The sequence below is a fragment of the Streptomyces sp. NPDC051243 genome (genome assembly GCF_044455405.1).
Taxonomy (GTDB): domain Bacteria; phylum Actinomycetota; class Actinomycetes; order Streptomycetales; family Streptomycetaceae; genus Streptomyces.
In genome coordinates this window covers 195,926-214,392 of record NZ_JBITES010000017.1, presented here as the reverse complement: position 1 = coordinate 214,392, position 18,467 = coordinate 195,926, and the positions used below count along the sequence as shown (strand labels likewise).

The 18,467-nt window shown below is 74.6% G+C and carries 6 protein-coding genes; 4 read left to right on the top strand and 2 right to left on the bottom strand.

The features are described 5' to 3' along the window. Positions 1 to 29 precede the first annotated feature (29 nt). Positions 30 to 638 (top strand): AAA family ATPase, encoded by a 609-nt coding sequence (locus ACIBAG_RS36365; RefSeq protein WP_399111199.1) that lies wholly within the window; start codon positions 30 to 32, stop codon positions 636 to 638. Between the two features lie 116 nt (positions 639 to 754). Beyond that, on the top strand, positions 755 to 1,729 hold the full coding sequence (locus tag ACIBAG_RS36360; protein ID WP_399111198.1) for a TauD/TfdA dioxygenase family protein: 975 nt from the start codon (positions 755 to 757) through the stop codon (positions 1,727 to 1,729). 79 nt (positions 1,730 to 1,808) lie between these two features. Here ACIBAG_RS36360 and ACIBAG_RS36355 read toward each other — a convergent pair whose 3' ends face one another. After that, positions 1,809 to 2,687 carry an alpha/beta fold hydrolase gene (locus ACIBAG_RS36355; protein WP_399111196.1) on the bottom strand — a complete coding sequence of 293 codons (879 nt, stop codon included), beginning with the start codon at positions 2,685 to 2,687 and terminating at the stop codon, positions 1,809 to 1,811. Positions 2,688 to 2,853: 166 nt separating this feature from the next. On the opposite strand from ACIBAG_RS36355, the gene ACIBAG_RS36350 reads away from it, so the two are divergent. Further along, positions 2,854 to 4,806, top strand: a complete 1,953-nt coding sequence (locus ACIBAG_RS36350; protein ID WP_399111195.1) for a BTAD domain-containing putative transcriptional regulator — start codon at positions 2,854 to 2,856, stop codon at positions 4,804 to 4,806. 135 nt (positions 4,807 to 4,941) lie between these two features. Then, positions 4,942 to 17,475 (top strand): amino acid adenylation domain-containing protein, encoded by a 12,534-nt coding sequence (locus ACIBAG_RS36345; RefSeq protein ID WP_399111193.1) that lies wholly within the window; start codon positions 4,942 to 4,944, stop codon positions 17,473 to 17,475. On the opposite strand, the gene ACIBAG_RS36340 is transcribed toward ACIBAG_RS36345, so the two are convergent. Beyond that, positions 17,420 to 18,457: an LLM class flavin-dependent oxidoreductase gene (locus ACIBAG_RS36340; RefSeq protein WP_399111192.1), complete on the bottom strand. Its 1,038-nt coding sequence runs from the start codon at positions 18,455 to 18,457 to the stop codon at positions 17,420 to 17,422. The two genes, ACIBAG_RS36345 and ACIBAG_RS36340, sit on opposite strands and share 56 nt — an antisense overlap. Positions 18,458 to 18,467 lie beyond the last annotated feature (10 nt).

Below are 18,467 nucleotides of genomic sequence, written 5' to 3'. Positions count from 1 at the left end.
GTCGCCGTGAAGTGAGTAGGGTCCGCGGCATGCAGGACGTGCGCGTGGTGCTCATCGGGGGAACGTCCCACACCGGCAAGTCGACCGTGGCCCGGGCCGCCGCCGAGCGGCTCGGGTTCGACTGCCGCTCGACGGACAAGCTCGCCCGGCATCCGGGCCGCCCCTGGCGGACGCCCGAGTGGGAGCCACCGCCGCATGTGGCCGAGCACTACGCCACCCTCGGCGTCGAAGAGCTGATCAAGTCGGTGCTCGACCACTACGCGCGCCTGTGGCCGCGCATCGAGGAACTGGTCGCCGAGCGCGCGACCGAAGACGGCGGCGGCCTCGTCCTGGAGGGTTCCGCGCTGTGGCCCTCACGCGTGGCCGGGCTGACGACCGTCCCGTCCACGCGGGCCGTGTGGCTCACGGCGGACGGCGCGGTACTGCGCGAGCGTATGCGGTTGTCGGCCCGCTACGAGGAACTGGCCGGCCCGGAGCGGCACTTGGTGGACAAGTTCCTGGCCCGTGCCGAGCGCTTCCAGTCGCTGATGCGGCAGGCCGTGGCCGCGCACGGCCTGGCCCGCGTCGACACGGGCGGCCGCTCGGTGGGCGAGCCGGCGGACGCGGTGCTGACGGCCGTGGGCCTGCCCGGGCGCTGAAGCCCTGCGACAGGCCGGCCGCGCTGAGGCCCTGTCGCCAGGCCCGCCGCGCCCTGTCACGATCTTTCTGGAGCCGGCTCCCACCGGAGGCGGTGCGGACGATCGACGGAGTGCGCATGACGACGGAAAGGCCCACCGCTCAGGGGACGGAGCAGGCCGCGGGGATCGGGGTGAAACCGGTCGCCGGGCACATCGGGGCGGAGATCACGGGCGTCGACCTGGCCGGCGACCTGGACGACGCCGCGGTCGCCGCGATCCGGGCGGCGGTGCTGCGCTGGAAGGTCGTGTTCTTCCGCGGGCAGCGGCTGGACCACGCCGGGCATGTGGCGTTCGCGCGCCGGTTCGGCGAACCGGTGGTCCTGCGCAAGCGCGGGAGCGCCTCTCCGGCGGACTTCCCCGAGATCGAGACGACCGCCGACCGGCTGGAGCTGGGCGGGAAGTTCGGCATGGAGCACGACGAGTGGCTGCGCCGCCGGCGGCACACCCTGCTGCGCGGCTGGCACTGCGACCACGGTGCCCGGATCGACCCGCCCGCCGCGACGATCCTGCGCGCCGAGACCGTGCCACCGTACGGCGGCGACACCACCTGGTCGAACCTCGCGGCCGCGTACGCCGGACTCTCCGCCCCGGTGCGGGAGTTCGTGGACGGCCTGCGCGCCGAGCACCGGCTCGGCGTCGGCTACCAGCCCCGGCCCGGCGACGACGCGTACGTGCGTCATCTGCTGGACCGTCAGGTCGCCTCGCTGCATCCCCTGGTGCGCGTCCATCCGGAGACGGGGGAGCGGGTGCTCTACGTCAACGGCTACTACGTCGAGCAGATCGCCGGTCTCTCACGGCCCGAGAGCCGGGCGATCCTCGACATGCTGCTGGAGCAGGCCGTACGGCCCGAGTACACCGTCCGCTTCCGCTGGGAGCCCGGCAGCGTGGCCTTCTGGGACAACCGGGCCACCATCCATCTCGCCCCCGGTGACAGCGCCCACCTCGACTTCCCCCGGATCATGCACCGCGTGATGCTCGCCGGTGAGGTGCCGGCCGGGGTGGACGGCACACCGTCGGAGCCGATCACCGGGACCGAGCCGGGGCGCTGGTAGCTCGACGCCGGGTGCCGGTCGCGGGGCACGCCGGTCGCCCGGGCACGCCGGACGCATCGCGCCCGGAACGCTTCGCGGTTCAGCGGGCGAGCAGCTCCCGCAAGGCCTTCGCGACGTCGTCCGGCGCCTCCTCGGCCATGAAATGCCCGCAGGTGACCTTGGTGTGCCGCAGATCCGGCGCCCAGGCACGCCACAGCGCGGCGGCGTCGAAGCCCAGGGCAGCGCCCCAGTCCTGCTGGAGCACACCGACCGGCATCCGGAGCGTCCTTCCTGCCGCCCGATCTGCCTGGTCGTGCTCGATGTCGACGCCGGCGGAGGCCCGGTAGTCGGCGACGATCGAGGGCACCGCGTCGCGGCAGGCCGCGAGGTAGGCGGCGCGGACCTCCGGCGCGATGGCGCCCCGGTCGGTCGTCCAGATGTCCAGGAAGTGCCCGAAGAAGGTGTCCGGGGCGGCGCTGATCAAGCGTTCGGGCAGGCCCGGCGGCTGGGCCATCAGGAAGAGGTGGAAGCCCACGGCGGCGGTGACGCCGTGCAGCACCTCCCACATGTCGAGCGTCGGCAGGACATCGAGGCAGGCCAGGTGGGTGACCGTGTCCGGGTGGTCCAGCGCGGCACGGAAGGCCACCAGGGCGCCACGGTCGTGCCCGGCCAACGCGAAGCGCTCGTGCCCCAGTTCGCGGGCCAGGGCGACGATGTCCGCGGCCATGGTGCGCTTGGCGTAGACGGTGCCGTCCGTTTCCGCCGGCTTGTCGCTGGCGCCGTAGCCGCGCAGGTCCGGGCAGATCACCGTGTGGTCGGCCGCGAGGTCGGCGGCCACATTGCGCCACATGAGGTGGGTCTGCGGGAAGCCGTGCAACAGGACGACCGGTGTACCGGAGCCGCCGACGGCCGTGTGCAGGGAGACTCCGTCGGCGACGGGGACGCGGTGGTGATCGAAGCCGGGGATGACCGGGGTCATGGCTCCGCTCCTTCCGGTGCGAATCGATGGGTGGAGGATGCCTCCGAGGAGTGCCGATTCCAGGGTGATCTTCGAGGGGATCCTGTTCCCCGATCCTCCTGCGAGCCGATGAGCACTGGATGAGCGACGCCGGGGTGACCCGCGACGGCGCAGGGAGGTGGCGGACGTGAGCCCAGGCTTCGGTGTGCTCGGGCCGGTGGCGGCCTGGGACCCGGACGGCGACCCGATCGCCCTGAAGGGGCCGCGGCACCGCTCGGTGCTGGCTCGGCTCATCGTCGCCCGGGGGCGCGTCGTGCCCGTCTCCCGCCTGGTCGACGACCTCTGGACGGACCCGCCCGCCGACGCGGTGGGCGCCGTACGCACCTTCGTCGCCGCGCTGCGTCGCGCCCTCGAACCGGGCCGCCCGCCCCGCACCCCGGCCCGGCTGCTGGTCACGGACGGGCCGGGCTACGCGCTGCGGGCCTCGACGGACGCGGTCGACGCCTGGCGCTTCGAGCAGACGGTCGCCGCCGCCGGGACACTGCCGCCCACGGAGGCCGCCGTACGACTGGAGGAGGCGCTCGGCTGGTGGCGCGGCCCCGCCTACGCGGAATTCGCCGACCAGCCGTGGGCGCGGACCGACAGCCGCCGCCTGACCGAGCTGCGCCTGCACGCCGTCGAACTGCGGGCCGAGGCGCTGATGTCCCTCGGCCGGGCCGACCGGGCGGCCGCGGACCTCCGGGCGCACTCGGCCGAGCATCCCTGGCGGGAGAACGCCTGGCGCCTGCTGGCCCTGGCGCTGTACCGAACCGGCCGTCAGGCCGACGCACTCGACGTGCTGCGCCGCGCCCGTACGCTGCTCGCCGAGCACCTGGGTGTCGACCCCGGCCCGGGCCTGCGCGCCCTGGAGGCGGACGTCCTCCGGCAGGCCGACCACCTCGCCCGGACGCCGGACAACCCCGCGGGCCGGCTCTGGGAGCAGGTCACCGACGCCTACGCCCGAACCGTCGCGCCCGGCGCCCGGGCCCGCCTGGAGTCGACGGCCGGCCTGCTGCGCAGCCTCGCCGTGACCGGCGGCAGCGGACTGCCGGCCGCCCGTGCTCACCGGGTCGCGGCCATCGCGGCCGCGGAGGAGCTCGGCGACGCCGAAATGACCGCCCGGGTGATCGGCGCCTACGACGTCCCGGCGATCTGGACGCGCCTCGACGACCCGGACCAGGCGGCACAGGTGGTCGCGGCCGCCGAGCGCACCCTCGCCGCCCTATCCGAGGTGGGCCACGAGGCGGCCAAGGCCCGGTTGCTGGCCACGATCGCCCTGGAGTCGCGCGGCACCCGGCTCGCCAGGGGTCCGCAGGCGGCCCGCCGGGCCGAGGAGATCGCCCGCCGACTGGGCGATCCCATGCTGCTGGCGTTCGCCCTCAACGCGGCCTTCATGCAGTGCTTCGACCGCACCGGTCTCGCGCCACGCCGTGACGGGATCGGCGCCGAGCTGGTCGAACTCTCCGCACGGCACGGCCTGGCCAACTTCGAGATCCTCGGCCACCTCGTCCGGCTCCAGGCCCGCTGCGGTCTCGGGGACTTCGCCGGCGCCGACCGGCACGCGGCCGCCGCGGACGCACTCGCCGTACGGCACGAACGGCCGCTGGTGGCCGTGTTCACCGGCTGGTACGCCGCGCTGCGGCTGGATGCCGGCGGCAGGGCATCGGCGACGGAAGCGGAGGCGGCCTACCGGGACGCGGCCGGTCTGCTGCACGACGCGGGCATGCCGGGCCTCTCCGGGGGACTGCTGCCGCTCGCGCTGCTGTGCCTGCGGCTGCGGCACGCACTGCCGCTCAGCTTCGACGAGGACCTGGACTGGGGCCCGTACGCGCCCTGGGCGCAGCCCTTGCTCCTCCTCGACCGCGGCCACCGTCCGGAGGCCGCCGAGGCACTCCACGCGACGCCGGAGCCCCCCCGTGACCTCCTCCAGGAAGCCCTCTGGTGCCTCACCGCCCGAGCGGCGGTGGCCCTCGGCGACCGGCGGATCATGGAACGCGCGCGCACGGCCCTGATCCCGGCGGTGAACGAACTGGCCGGTGCCGGCAGCGGCTTGCTCACCCTGGGCCCGGTCTCGGCCCACCTGGGCGACCTCGCCGGATGACCGCCCGGTTCCCCGATGAACCGTTCGACGATACTCGTCGTCGTACAGGTGAATGATCATCCATGCTCCTGCCCGGCACTGGACTCGGGCAGAGCGCGTCCACGGGTCGGGCCCGTGCGACGAGGAAGGAAGCGCATGCCGACTCCCGGGCGCCGCACGGCCGCCACGCTCCTCGACATCCTGCTGCACGCCGCCGAGGAGACGCCGGAGCAGGTCGTCGTCCACGTCCGAGGAGACGGCGGCGAACGCACGGTCACCTTCGCCGAACTCCACGACGACGCCCTGCGCGTGGCCGGCGGGCTGCGCGCTGCGGGTCTCGAACCCGGCACGCCCGTTCCCCTGCTCGCCGAGCTCGGCGAGGACTTCCAGCCGATGTTCTGGGGCGCGCTGGCGGCAGGCCTCGTGCCCGTGCCGCTCGCCCCCGAGGCGCGCCGGGCCGGCCCCGTGTGGGAGTTCCTCGGCAGGCCCGCCATCGTGGTCGACGACGCCACCGAAGCCCTGCTCGCCGACATCCCGGGCCCGGTGCGCGCCCTGCGCTTGAGTGCGCTGCGCGAGGGCGCCCCGCCGGCCTCACTGCCCCGCCGCGCCCCACAGGACCTCGCCTTCCTGCAGTTCTCCTCCGGCAGCACAGGCGCCCCGAAGGGCGTGGAACTCACCCACGAGGCCGTGCTCGCCAACCTCCGGCAGATCCGCGCCGCCATGGCGATCACCCCGGACGACGTGGTGGCGACCTGGATGCCGTACTTCCACGACATGGGCCTGATAGGCACCCACCTCGTTCCCATGGCCGCGCGCCTGAAGCAGGTACGCCTCGAACCGCTGACCTTCGCCAAGCGGCCGGCCCGCTGGCTCGAAGCCGTGACGCGGCACCGGGCGACCCTGCTGTCGGCGGCGAACTTCGCGCTGGCGCTTGCGGTGCGCCGGGTTCCCGACAGCACCTGGGACGCACTGGACCTGAGCCGCGTACGGCTGATGCTCGTGGGCGCCGAGCCCATCGCACCACGCGTGTGGCGGGAGTTCACCGCCAAGGCCGGCCCGGCGGGGCTGGCGGCGACGGCCATGCTGCCCGTGTACGGACTGGCCGAGGCCACCCTCGCCGTGACCGTGCCGCCGCTCGGGGAGATCGCCGAACCGCTGGCACTGGACCGCACGGCGCTGAGCCGCGGCCGGGCCCTTCCGGTCGAACCCGGACCGGACGCCGTCGAACTGATGGACGTGGGCCGCCCGGTGCCGGACTGCGAGCTCCGCGTCACCGACGACTCCGGCAGCCCCCTCGCCGACCGGCGGATCGGCCACATCGAGGTACGCGGTCCGCAGGTGGCCCGCGGCTACCACCGCAGCCCCGAGTCGAGCGCGGCCGCGTTCTCCGGCGGCTGGCTGCGCACCGGCGACCTCGGATTCCTGGACCGGGGCAGGCTGTGCGTCACCGGACGCCACAAGGACGTCGTCTTCGCCGGCGGCCGCACCTTCCACGCACCCGACCTGGAGGAGACCGCCGCCGCCACGCCGGGACTGCCCGGGGGGACGGTGGCGGCGATCGGCTCTGTCGATCCGGACACCGGGAGCGACCGCGTCGTGGTGTTCGTGCAGTGGGCGCGACCCGCCCCGGCCACGGCCCTTCCGGTGCTCGACACGGCGGCGGCCCGGGTGCGGGAGGCGCTGGGACACGACGACGTACGGGTGCTGCCCCTCCCGCCCGGTGCGTTTCCCCGCACGACCAGCGGCAAGCTGCGGCGCGGTGCGATGCGTGCGCGGTTCGAGGCGGGCGCGTACGCGGCGGTCGAGGAACGGCTGGCCACGGCGCGGGCCGAGGCTGAGTCCGTCCGACACGAGGGCGCGCCTGTACCGCTGGTGGCCCAGCCTGTCCGGCAGGAGGTCGAGCCGACCGAGGCGGAAGGGCACGGTCCGCAGGGGCCCGCACCGCGTTCGCGTCGTGACGTCGAGGAAGTGGTCCGGGGGATCTGGGCACGGACTCTGGAGCTCCCGCCCGCGGACATCGGGCGTGACGACCGGTTCTTCGCGCTCGGAGGCTCCTCGTTGAAGGCGATGGCGGTGCTCGCCGGGATCGAGGACGCCTTCTCCGTCACCATGGAGCCGGGGGTGCTGCGCGACCACGACACGGTGGCCGCGCTGGCCCGGCAGGTGCTGGCTCAATTGCCCCCGCCCGATAGTCGAATTGATGGTGTGTCAGGCGCTGGCGACAGGAGTGCCCAGCCCGCGCCGACCTCTTCCGGCCGGAACCCCGGTGACCAGCCGATCGCGGTGCTCGGCATGGCCTGCCGGTTCCCCGGTGCTTCGACGCCCGAGGCGTTCTGGGAACTGCTCCTCGCCGGGCGTGACACGGTGACCGCCGTACCCGACGGCCGGTGGGAGAGCGCACCCGACGCCGCCGGTCTCTTCGGCTCCTTCCTGCCGGATCCGGCGGACTTCGACGCCGCCTTCTTCGGCCTGGACGACGAGGAGGCCCGCGCGACCGACCCACAGGCGCGGATCTTCCTGGAGCTGGCGCATGAGGCCCTGGAGCGCGCCGGATACGCCGGGCCCCGGCGGGCCGGCCGCAGGATCGGTGTGTTCGCCGCCGTGAGCGACAGCGGATACCGGGAGATCCTGACGGCCGCCGCGGACGGCGACCTCGCCGCCCACCCCGGCGCCCTCACCGGCAACCTGCCCAACCTGATCCCCGCCCGCCTCTCCCAGGCCCTCGACCTCGACGGCCCCGCCATCGCCGTCGACACCGCCTGCTCCTCCGCGCTCGTGGCGCTCCACCTGGCGCGGCGCAGCCTCCAGAGCGGCGAGTGCGACATCGCCCTCGTCGGCGGCGTCCAACTCGCCCTCACCCCCACCGGCCACCGGCTCCTCGCACGCGCGGGCGCGCTCTCCCCGACGGGCGGCGGGCGCCCCTTCGGCGCCGCAGCCGACGGCATCGTGCCCGGGGAGGGCGGGGCGGCCCTCGTCCTCTCCCGCCTGGACGACGCGCGGCGGGACGGCGACCCCGTGCTCGCCCTGGTCCGCGGCACGGCCGTCAACAACGACGGGCGGTCGCTCAGCCTGCTCGCCCCCAACCCGCGCACCCAGCGCGAGGTCATCACCCAGGCCTACGGCGACTGCGGCATCGACCCCGACAGGGTGTCGTACGTCGAGGCCCACGGGACCGGCACTCCGGTGGGCGACCCGATCGAGGCGCAGTCACTCGGGCATGCCTTCCCGCCCCGCACCGACGGGCTCCCGCGGCTGCTCGGTTCCGTGAAGGCGAACATCGGGCACCTGCTCAACGCCGCCGGCATGCCCGCTCTGGTCAAGACGGTCCTGGCACTCCAGCACCGCCGCATCCCGCCCTCCCCGAACACGACCACTCCCGCGCCGTACCTGGAGCGAGTCGCCCCCGGCTTCGAACTCGTCACCGAGCAGCGGGATTGGCAGATCCCCGGGCCCATGAGCGCGGGCGTCAACGCCTTCGGCTTCGGCGGGACGAACGCGCACGCCGTGCTGGAGGAGGCGCCCGCGCAGGTGCCCTCCATGACTTCCGCCGCGGATGGGTGGACGTCGGGGGTGAGCTCTTCGGCCGACGGGCGGGCGACTTCCGTGAGTCCCGCCGCCGACGGCCCGCGCCTGCTCACCCTGTCGGCCCGCACCGCCGACGCCCTGCGGGCCTCCGCCGCCGACCTGGCCGCGCACATACGGGCGCACCCGGAACTGTCCGAGGCGGACATCTGCGCCACCGTCAACACGGCGCGCGACGACGCTCCTCATCGCCTCGCCCTGGTCGCCGACGGTGACCTCGCCGACCGCCTCGCCGCCGTCGGCACCGCCGACTTCACGGTCGCCCGTTCCCGCCCACGGACGGTGTTCCTGATGCCGGGCCAGGGAGCGCAGCGGCCGGGCCAGGGCCGCGCCCTCCACCGGTCGGCTCCGGTGTTCCGGGAGGTCATCGACGAGGCGTCCTCGCTGACAGGGCCCGTGCTCGGGCGCTCGCTCGCGCAGTGGTGCCTCGATCCTCGTGTGGATCCGCGGGAGCTGGCCCGGACGGAGGTGGCGCAGCCGCTGCTCGTCGCGTTCGGGGTGGGACTGGCCCGGCAGTTGGGGGAGTGGGGCCTTGCCGCGGACGCGGTCGCCGGACACAGCGTGGGCGAGATCGCCGCCGCGTGCGTGGCCGGTGCGCTGAGCCTCGCCGAGGCGGTGGGGTTCGCCGCGGAGCGCGGGCGCCTGGTGGGTGAACTGGCCCGGCCCGGAGCCATGGCCGCCGTCAGGGGCGACGAGGACACCGTGGCCGATCTCGTCTCCGCGTCCGGTGGCGCGCTGAGCGTGGCCGCCGTCAACGGGCCCGAGCAGCTGGTGATCTCGGGGACCGAGGACGCTGTCGACCGTGCCGTCGCGGACCTGACGAGACGGGGTGTCGCCACGCGCAGGCTCCGTGTCTCCCACGCCTTCCACTCGCCGCTGCTGGAGCCTGCCCTCGACCCGCTGAGGGACGCCGCCAAGGCGCTCACCGTCAAACCGGCGGCCGTGCCGATGCTGAGCACGGTCACCGGCGAGTGGCGCCCCGCGCTCGCACCCGCCTACTGGCAGGAGCACGCCGTCCGGCCGGTGCGGTTCGGTGCGGCTGTGGCGCGGCTCGTGGACGAGGGCTACGACCACTTCGTCGAACTCGGTCCGGGCAACACCCTGGGCGGGGCCGTGCGTGCCGTAGCCGGCGCGCAGGGTGCGGCGCACGTGGCGGTGCTGACGGCGGGACCCGCGTCGGACTCGGGCAGTGCCGCCGATTCCTCCGGGGCGCGGGCGCTGTTGGAGACGGCGGGACGACTGTGGGCACGCGGCGCGGTCCTCAACCGGGCGGCTCTCGAGGGGACGGTTCCGGCAGCAGCGGACCGGACGGGCGGGGCCGCCGGGCGGCAGAGGGTGCCGGTGCCGACGTATCCGTACCGGCGCACCCGCCACTGGCCGCGCAAGCCCGGCGCCGCAACGGTGGTGCGGCGGCTCGACTGGAAGGACGCCCCGCTGACCTCGGCGGCCGGACCCCGCGTCGTACGGCTGACCGGCGCCGACCCGGCGCTCGCACAGGCGCTCACCGCCCGGCTCATCGACCGTGGGGTGACGGTACTGGGGGAGGGCCGCGCTGACGAGCCGCTCCCCGCTGAGGTGGACGCGGTGGTGTGGCTCGCGGGAGCGGTGGGAAGCGGAGACGGAAGCCGCCCCGCCACTGACACGGACACGGACACCGACACCGACACCGACATCGACATCGATATCGACACCGACATCGACATCGACATCGACCTGAGCGTGGCCGTTCCCGCCCTGCGCCCCGTACTCGAACTGCTCGCAACCGACCACGCCCGCCTGCTGGTGGCGACCGAGGACGCGTATGCCATCGGCGGCTCGACGGAACGGGCGCGCCCGGCGCAGGCGATCCCGCACGGCTTCGCGCTGGCGCTCCCGGACGAGCACCCGGGGCTCGCCGCCCGCAGTGTCGACCTGTCCTCCCGCGACACGCTCGACGCCCGGGTCGACGCCTTGGTACGAGAGCTCTGGTCGGCCCACGAGCCGGGCGCGGAAGGCGCGTTCGCATGGCGCTCGGGCCGCAGGCTCTGCCGTACGCCGGCCGACGTGCCGGACACTCCGGCGGCGGTCGACGCCCTGCCGCCGGACGGCACGTACCTGATCACCGGGGGAGCCGGCGGGCTGGGCTCCGCGCTGGCCCGTGACCTGGCGGGACGCGGCGCCTGCGAGCTGATCCTCACCGGCCGCTCCGCGCTCGCCCCCGACGGGCTGCTCACCGAGCTCCGCGCGCTGGGCGCCCGCGCCCGGTACCGGGCGGCCGACGTGTCCGACGCCGCCGCCGTCGACGCCCTGTTCGCCACCCTGCCCCCGCTGAACGGGGTGTTCCACGCCGCCGGCACGGTCCGGCCGGGCACCCTCCGCGCCAAGACCGACGCCGAGATCGAGCAGGTGCTCGTCGCGAAGACGCGGGGCACGGCACTGCTCGCCGAGGCGCTGCGCCGGTATGGCCAGGCCCCTGCGGTGTGCGTCGCCTTCTCCTCCCTCTCCTCGGTGCTGCCCGGCCTGGCGGGCGCCCTCGGCGACTACGCGGCGGCCAACGCCTTCCTGGACGCCTTCGCCGCCGCCGAACGCGCGGCCGGCCGGCCCTGGCAGGCGATCGGGTTCGGGCCGGTCGCCGACGCGGGACTGGCCGCCGGATCACCGGTCCGGCAGCGGCTGCGCGAGCGCGGACTGAGCCCCATGACCGCGCGGTCCGCGATCGCCGCGCTCCGCAGGGCTGTCGCCATCGATGCCGCGCACGTCCTGGTGACAGCCTCGGGGCCCGCGTCGGAGCCGGCGTCGGGGCGGGCCTCCGGGCAGCCCGCGTCGGCCGGAAGCGCGGCCGGCCTGAACGACACGCGCGACGGCGCGCCTCTCGCACCGGCAACCGCCCGGAACGCCACGCACGACAGCCCGCCTCCCGCACCCGGAACTGCACCAGTGGGCACGCACGACAGCCCGTCTCCCGCCCCCGGAACCGCACAGGACGGCACGCGCGACAGCGCCTCTCCCACGCCCCCAACCGCCTCGGACGGCGCCCCCGCTCCCGTGATCGACCCCGCCCGCCTCACGGATCTCGCACGCCGCCTGCTGGCCGAGGCGCTGCACCGCGCCCCCGAGGAGATCGGCGACGACGAGCCGTTCCTCGGCCTCGGCCTCGACTCCCTGACCGCGGTGGACCTCGCACGCCGACTGGAGGCGGAACTCGGGCTGCTGCTGCCCGCGACCCTGCTCTTCGAGTACCGGACGATCGGCGAACTCGCCAACCACCTCAGCGGAGACAGACCAGCGGCCGCTCCGGACCCCGTCGCGACCGAACGCCGAGGTGAGGAGCCCACCCCGCGCCCTCTCACCCCCCTGCAGCGCGCCTTCCTCACCACCGAGGCCCTCTACGAAGGCGTCACCGCCTACGGCTACATACGCCAGACCGTCCGAGGCCCCCTCGACCCCGAGCTCCTCGGCCGCGCCCTGGCCCACCTCGCGGCCCGTCACGCGATGCTGCGGCTGCGTGTCACCACGGACGCCGCACACGGCACACCGCCGCGCCAGTACACCGTTCCCGCCGACCGCGCCGACCGCGCCCCGCGCTGGTACGAGGTCCACCAGCCGGACGACACCGTGCCGCCGCTGCCCGAGCTCGAACAGCGGCTGTACAACCGCCCGTTCGATCTGACGAGCGAAGCCCCGGTGCGCGCCGCTCTAGTCCGCGACCGCGCAGACGCACACCTCGCCCACCTCCTGCTCGTCGTCCATCACAGTGCGGCGGACGGCTACAGCCTCAAGATCCTGTGCGAGGAGCTCTGGTCGCTCTACACCGCCCTCGCTCACGGCCGCACTCCCGAACTCCCACCCCTGCGCGGGGAGTTCGCCGACTACGCGGACCTCGTCACCGCCGAACGCCGGTCGTCCGCGTTCACCCGGGACCAGCGGTACTGGCGTGACCGCATAGCCGACCACACCGCTGCGGCGACGGCACCGGCCAGGTCACTGCCGTACGACGGCGATCCGGAAGGACTGCCGGAGCCGCCGCTCACCCACCACGAGACGGCCGTCGACGCACCGCTCACGGCCGCGCTGCGGGAGCTGGCGGCCAAGCACGAAGTCTCCCTCTTCCACCTGCTGCTGGCGGTGTACGGCCGCTGCCTGGCCCGGTGGAGCGGACAGCGAGCCGTCGCGGTGAACGTGGCGCGTGCCCGCCGGGAGGCGGCCCTGCCCGGGATCGACCGTCTGGTCGGCCCGCTCGCCGACACCCTGCCGGTGTTCACCGACGTCGACCCCGACGAGCCCGTGACCGCGCTGGCCCGGCGGCTGCGGCGGATCTGGCGGGAAGCGGAGTCCCACGCCACGCTCGGCAGCCCCGACATCGCCGCGCTGCTGCCCGCCACCGGCCCCGCCCCGCGCACGGTCGCCCCGGCCGGGTTCAGCTTCGCCCGCTTCCCCGTCAGCCACGGCCGCGACTGGCCGGTCACCGTGACCCCGACCGCGGCGGCCACCGCCTCCGCCGCGACCCGGCTCGGGCTGCTGTGCTGGGAGTCCGACACGGCCCTGCGCCTCTCCTGGAACCACCCCGCTCACCTGTTCCGGCAGCAGACCGTGGAGCGCCTCGCGGCGGACTACCTGGGCGAACTGCGCGCCGTGACCGGACACGCGTCGGCGGCACCGCTGCCGGTCGCACCTCCCGTCGCGGCCGGAAAGGCGCCGACGGCATCGCCCCTGCCGCCCGTCGCGTCTCCCGGTTCCCGCGTACGCGGCGACGACGGGATCGTGCACCGCCTGCGCGCCCAGTTCCACGCGACGCCGACCGAGGTCGCCGTCAACACCGGCAGGACGACGCTCACTTACGCCGACCTCGACAGCGCCTCAGCCGTCCTCGCCGCCCGGCTGCGGGCGAACGGCGTACGCCCCGGCGACCTGGTCGGCCTGCTCACCGAACCGGGCGCGGACACCGTCGTCGGCGTGGTCGGCATCCTCCGCTCGGGCGCGGGCTGGGTGCCCCTGGACGCCGGTCACCCGGTCGCCCGGCTGCGGGACCAGGTGAACCGCACCGGCGTCGGCGTGGTGGTGTGTCACACGGCGACGCGCACGGCCGCCGCCGAACTGGCCGACGTCACCCCGATCGCCGCCGACGACCAGTCACCTGCCCCGGCGCCGATTCCCACGCACCCGCTGCCGCCCGCCGACCCGGACGCCATCGCCTACGTCATCTTCACCTCGGGCTCCACCGGCCGTCCCAAGGGCGTCCCGATCACCCACCGATCCATGCTCAACTACCTCGACTGGTCCCTGGCCACCTTCGGCTACGGCCCAGGGGACCGTCTCGCGCAGACGGCGTCCGTCTGTTTCGACGCCTCCGTACGGCAGTTGCTGGCACCGCTGCTGGTCGGCGCCACGATCCACACCTTCTCCCGGGACCTCGTCCGCGACCCCGAGGCCCTGCTGGAGCGGATCGTCGACGACGGCGTCACCGTGTGGAGTTCGGTGCCGACCCTGTGGGAACGCCTGCTGACCGCCGCCGAGACCCGGACGGCACAGAACGGAACACCCCCGGACCTGTCGGCGCTGCGCTGGGTCCACGTCGGCGGTGAGGCCCTTCCCGCCGCACACGTACGGCGCTGGTTCGACCTGCTCGACACCTGCGGGGGGCCGGAGCACCGGATCGCCAACCTGTACGGGCCCACCGAAGCCACCATCAACGCCACCTGTCACATCATCGACACCCGGCCCGCCGACGACGTACGGCACCTGCCCATCGGCCGTCCGGTGGCCGGGACCGAGCTGGCCGTCGTCACCGAGGAGGGTCATCCCTGCGAGGCCGGCGAGGCCGGTGAACTGCTCATCGCCGGAACCGGCCTGACACCCGGATACCTCGGCGAACCGGACCTCACCGCGCGGGCTTTCGTGGAACGCGACGGCCGCCGCTGGTACCGCAGCGGTGACCGGGTCCGCCGGACCGCGGACGGCGCGCTGGAGTTCCTCGGCCGCCTCGACGACCAGGTCAAGGTCCGCGGCCACCGCGTCGAGCTCGGCGAGGTCGAGGCCGCGCTGCTCACCCACCCGGACGTCTCCCGAGCCGCCGTACTGCCGGACGAAGGACGGCTGGTGGCGTTCGTCGAGCCCAGGCCCGGCTCCGGGGAGGCGGACGCTCGCGAGCTGCGCGCCTTCCTGGCCCGAGTACTGCCGCCGTACATGCTGCCCGGCCGCATCCGCTCGGTCCCGGCGATGCCCCTGACCGGCACCGGCAAGATCGATCGCGGTCTGTTGGCGTGGGAGTTCCAGACCCTGCGGTCCGAGCCCGCGACTCCGCCCGGGATCCCGCCCACTGCGCGGCCTGGAACCCCTCCGCTCACGCCGACCGAACACACCGTGGCACGCATCTGGTCGGCCCTGCTGGACGTCCCGGACGTCACCCGCGAGGACGACTTCTTCGCCCTCGGCGGCGACTCCATCCTGGTCCTGGAGCTCTTCGCCCGCCTGCGCAAGGAACTGCCGGCGGTCCCACGGCCGACCACCGTCTACACCCACCGCACGCTGAGCGCACTGGCCGCGGCGCTCGACAACGCCGCCACCGCTCCCTCAGCCGCTACGGCCCCGGACGCCGACTCCGCGCGGTTCGCGAGTCCTTACCCCCTCACGCCCTCCCAGCGAGGATTCCTGCTCGCCGAGACCATCGACCCCGGCGCGGGCTCCGGCTGGCTCGCCCGGTTCCGGCTCAGCGGGCCGCTGCGCCATGACGTCTTCCAGCGTGCGGTCGACGTTCTGGTGGCCCGGCACCCCATGCTGCGCACCGTCTTCCCCGCGGGCGCCCGCCCGCCTGTGCAGCAGGAGCTGCCCGACTCGTTGCGCCTGCCCGTGGCGGCGGAGGCCCTCGCGCACCCCGATCTGCTGGAGGAGCGGATCGCCGAGGAGGCGCGGCGGCGACTCGAGCCCTGGGCCTGGCCGTTGCTGCGGCTGAGGCTGTTCACCGTGACCGCTGCCGAGCACGTGCTCCTCGTCCACGCGCACCACCTCATCGGCGACGGCTACAGCGCCGCCCTCCTCGCCGGAGAGCTGCTCACCGTGTACGACCGCCTCGACCGCGGGCTTGCCCCCGGCCTGCCACCGATCGACAGCTCCTTCCGTGACCACGTCGCCGAGTCCGCCGTACGCCCACGCCCTCAGGGACCCGAGGCCGAGGACTACCGCGCACGCCTCCGCGCGCCCTACACGCCCCCTGCCCTGCGCCGGCCGACCCAAGGGGACACCGAGGCACAACCGGCTTTCCACACCACGGGCTTCACCCTGGACGCCGACACGACCGGGGCGCTGCGAAGGCTCGCCCGCGCGGCGCGCCGCACCCCGTACGCCCCCCTGCTCACCGCCTACTACCGCGCCCTCGCGGAGCTCACCGGACAACGTGACCTCGTGCTGGGGCTCGCCGTCACCGGGCGTGAGGAGTCCACGGCGGACGCGCACCGGGTGTTCGGCCCGTTCGCGGAGGCGGTGGCTCTGCGCCCGGCCCGGCCCGGCGGGCACGGTGATGACCAACTGCCCGCATTCGAAGAGGACTTGCGGGAGCTCGCCGCCGAGACGAACCTGGCGCGCGCCGAAGGCCCCGGCGATGTGCGCACGGCGGCGGGACTGCCCCGGCACGCCCAGTTCTTCTTCACCTTCCTCGACTTCAGGTCTCTCGGTTCCGAGTCCGTCGGCGGCCTGACGCTGCACGCGGACGAGTCCGACACCGCCCTGGCCCCGCCGCCGGTGGGCACCGACGTGTTCCTCGCCGTACGGCCGCTGGCGGACGGTCACGGCATGCGCGTCACCGTGCGGGCCTCGGCGGCGGCCCTCACGCCCGGCGAAGTCGCCGGGTTCGCCGAGGAGATACGCAGGCAACTGCGGGACGCGCTGAGCGAGGTCGGCGAGGCCGCCCCCGCTCCTGCCCGCAGCGGTGGTCGGGGCCGTCGGCGCCCGCACCTCGACGCCGCGCTCGTCGGCTACCTGCCCGCCCCGCACCAGCTCGCCGCCCTCGCCGGACTTCCGTCCGGGAGCCCGGGCCTGGGCCGTGAGGAGATCCGGGAGCTCCTCTTCCCGCAGGGCGGTGCCCGGCTGCTGGAGGAGACCGGGACGCCGCTGGGCAACACCGGCTTCGTCGCCCTCCCGCTGTTCGCCGACGAACTCGCCCCGGGCGGCGGCCTCGCGGCCCGCACCGCCCGCGCCGTGGAACACGCCGCCTCACTCGGCGCCCGCTGCGTGTCGCTCGCGGGCGTGATCCCGTCCCTCACCGGCTACGGCTACGACGTACTGCGCGAGACCACGACGAGCGCGGCGATCACCACCGGTCACGCGTCGACGACCGTGGCCGTGGTCAAGACGGTCCGGGCCGCGCTCGCGGCGACCGGCCGCCGGCTCGACGATCTGTCCCTCGCCGTCGTCGGGTGCGGCTCGATCGGCACCTCGTCGCTACGACTGCTGCTGGCGACGGCACCCTCCCCGCCGGCCCGGCTCCTGCTGTGCGACCTGCCGGGCAGCACCGCCCGACTGAGGCGGCTGGCGGCGGACCTGTCGGCGGGGCGTCCGGAGATGCGGGTGCGGGTCGCCGAGTCGGGGCGGACGCTTCCCGCGTCCGTCTACGAGACCGATGTGATCGTCACCGCCGTGAGCGGTGCGACGGCTCTGCTGGACGTCGACCGGCTCCGGCCCGGCACGATCGTCGTGGACGACTCCTTCCCGCACTGCTTCGACACCGCCAGGGCGCTGGACCGCATGAGCCGAGACCAGGACGTACTCGTCGTCGGCGGCGGTCTGCTGGCCCTCGACTCCACGCGGACACGGCTGAGTGAGGACCTGCCGGGCATGGCGAGCGCCGGCTTCGCCATGCGGCCCGGGATTGCGGACACCTTGGCCTCGTGCCGACTGGAGTCACTGCTCCACGCCCACCTCGCCGACTCCGGCCGCCCTCCGAGCGATCTGCCCCTGATCCACGGCCTGGTCGACCTGCCCCGGGCCCTCGCCCACTGGGACGCGGCCGAGGCGGCCGGGGTCCGGCCCGCGCCGCTGCACCTGCTGGACCGGGTCCTCGTCGAGGGGCAGGGGCCGCTCCTCAGCCCCCCGGACGCCAACCCAGCGCCGGACCCAGGCGGGTGGCGATGTCCGTGAGGATCTGCACATAGTCCTCGTGCCCGAAGGTGAAGGGCAGCGCGAACGCCACCTCCTCCACCTCGCGGAACGCGGCGTGGGCGTGGAGGCGTTCGGCGATCTCCTCCGAGGTGCCCACGAGGTCCGGCGCGAACAGCAGCCGCGCCGGACCCTGCGGCGAGGTGGTACGCGGGGTGCGCTGGGCGACGTACTCCTCGTACTTCGCGCGCTGCCCGGGCGTGGCGGAGTCGGTGGGGATGACGACGAGGCCCTGGGAGACGCGGGCGTCCTCGCCGTCCGGGTGACGGGCCCGGAAGGCGCGGATGTGCGAGAGCTGGATCCGGGCGAAGTCCGGCGACCCCTCCGCGTCCTCGGGCCCTTCCGCCTTGACGACGCTGCTGGTCAGGAAGTTCATCCCGTGCTCGCCGGCCCACTGCGCCGACCGCAGGCTGCCGCCGCCGTACCACATGCGGCTGCCCAGACCGGGGGACTGCGGCTGCACCCGGTCGTCGAACACCTCGAAGCCCTCGACCCCGCTGAAGTCCGTGGCCGGCTTGCCCCGCACGAAGTCCAGCAGCCGCCGCACCCGCTCGTAGCCGAAGTCCTCGGCGTCGGCCGTGTCCGGGTACAGGGCGTCCTTGACGCGGTCGTAGTGCATCGGCGGGCCCACGCTGACGCCCGGGTTGACACGGCCGCCGGACAGGATGTCCACCGTCGCCAGGTCCTCGGCCAGCCGCAGCGGGTTCTCCCAGCCGAGCGGGATGACCGCGGTGCCGAGCTCGATGCGGCTGGTGCGCTGGGAGGCGGCGGCGAGGACGGCGACGGGGGAGGAGATGCCGTACTGGAGATGACGGTGGCGCAGCCACGCGCTGTCGAAGCCGAGCCGCTCGCCCAGTTCGATGATCTCGAGGGTGGACTCGTGGCCCCGGCGCGGATCCGCCTCGTCGAACAGTCCGATGGTGAGGAAGCCCAGCTTGCGAAGCGGTCGTGAGGTCGGCGGCACGGGCCCCTCC

Excerpts from the sequence above, each read along its gene's own strand:
- ACIBAG_RS36365 (WP_399111199.1), top strand. The coding sequence starts at position 30 with ATGCAGGACGTGCGCGTGGTGCTCATCGGGGGAACGTCCCACACCGGC.
- ACIBAG_RS36360 (WP_399111198.1), top strand. The coding sequence starts at position 755 with ATGACGACGGAAAGGCCCACCGCTCAGGGGACGGAGCAGGCCGCGGGG.
- ACIBAG_RS36345 (WP_399111193.1), top strand. The coding sequence starts at position 4,942 with ATGCCGACTCCCGGGCGCCGCACGGCCGCCACGCTCCTCGACATCCTG.
- ACIBAG_RS36355 (WP_399111196.1), bottom strand. The coding sequence starts at position 2,687 with ATGACCCCGGTCATCCCCGGCTTCGATCACCACCGCGTCCCCGTCGCC.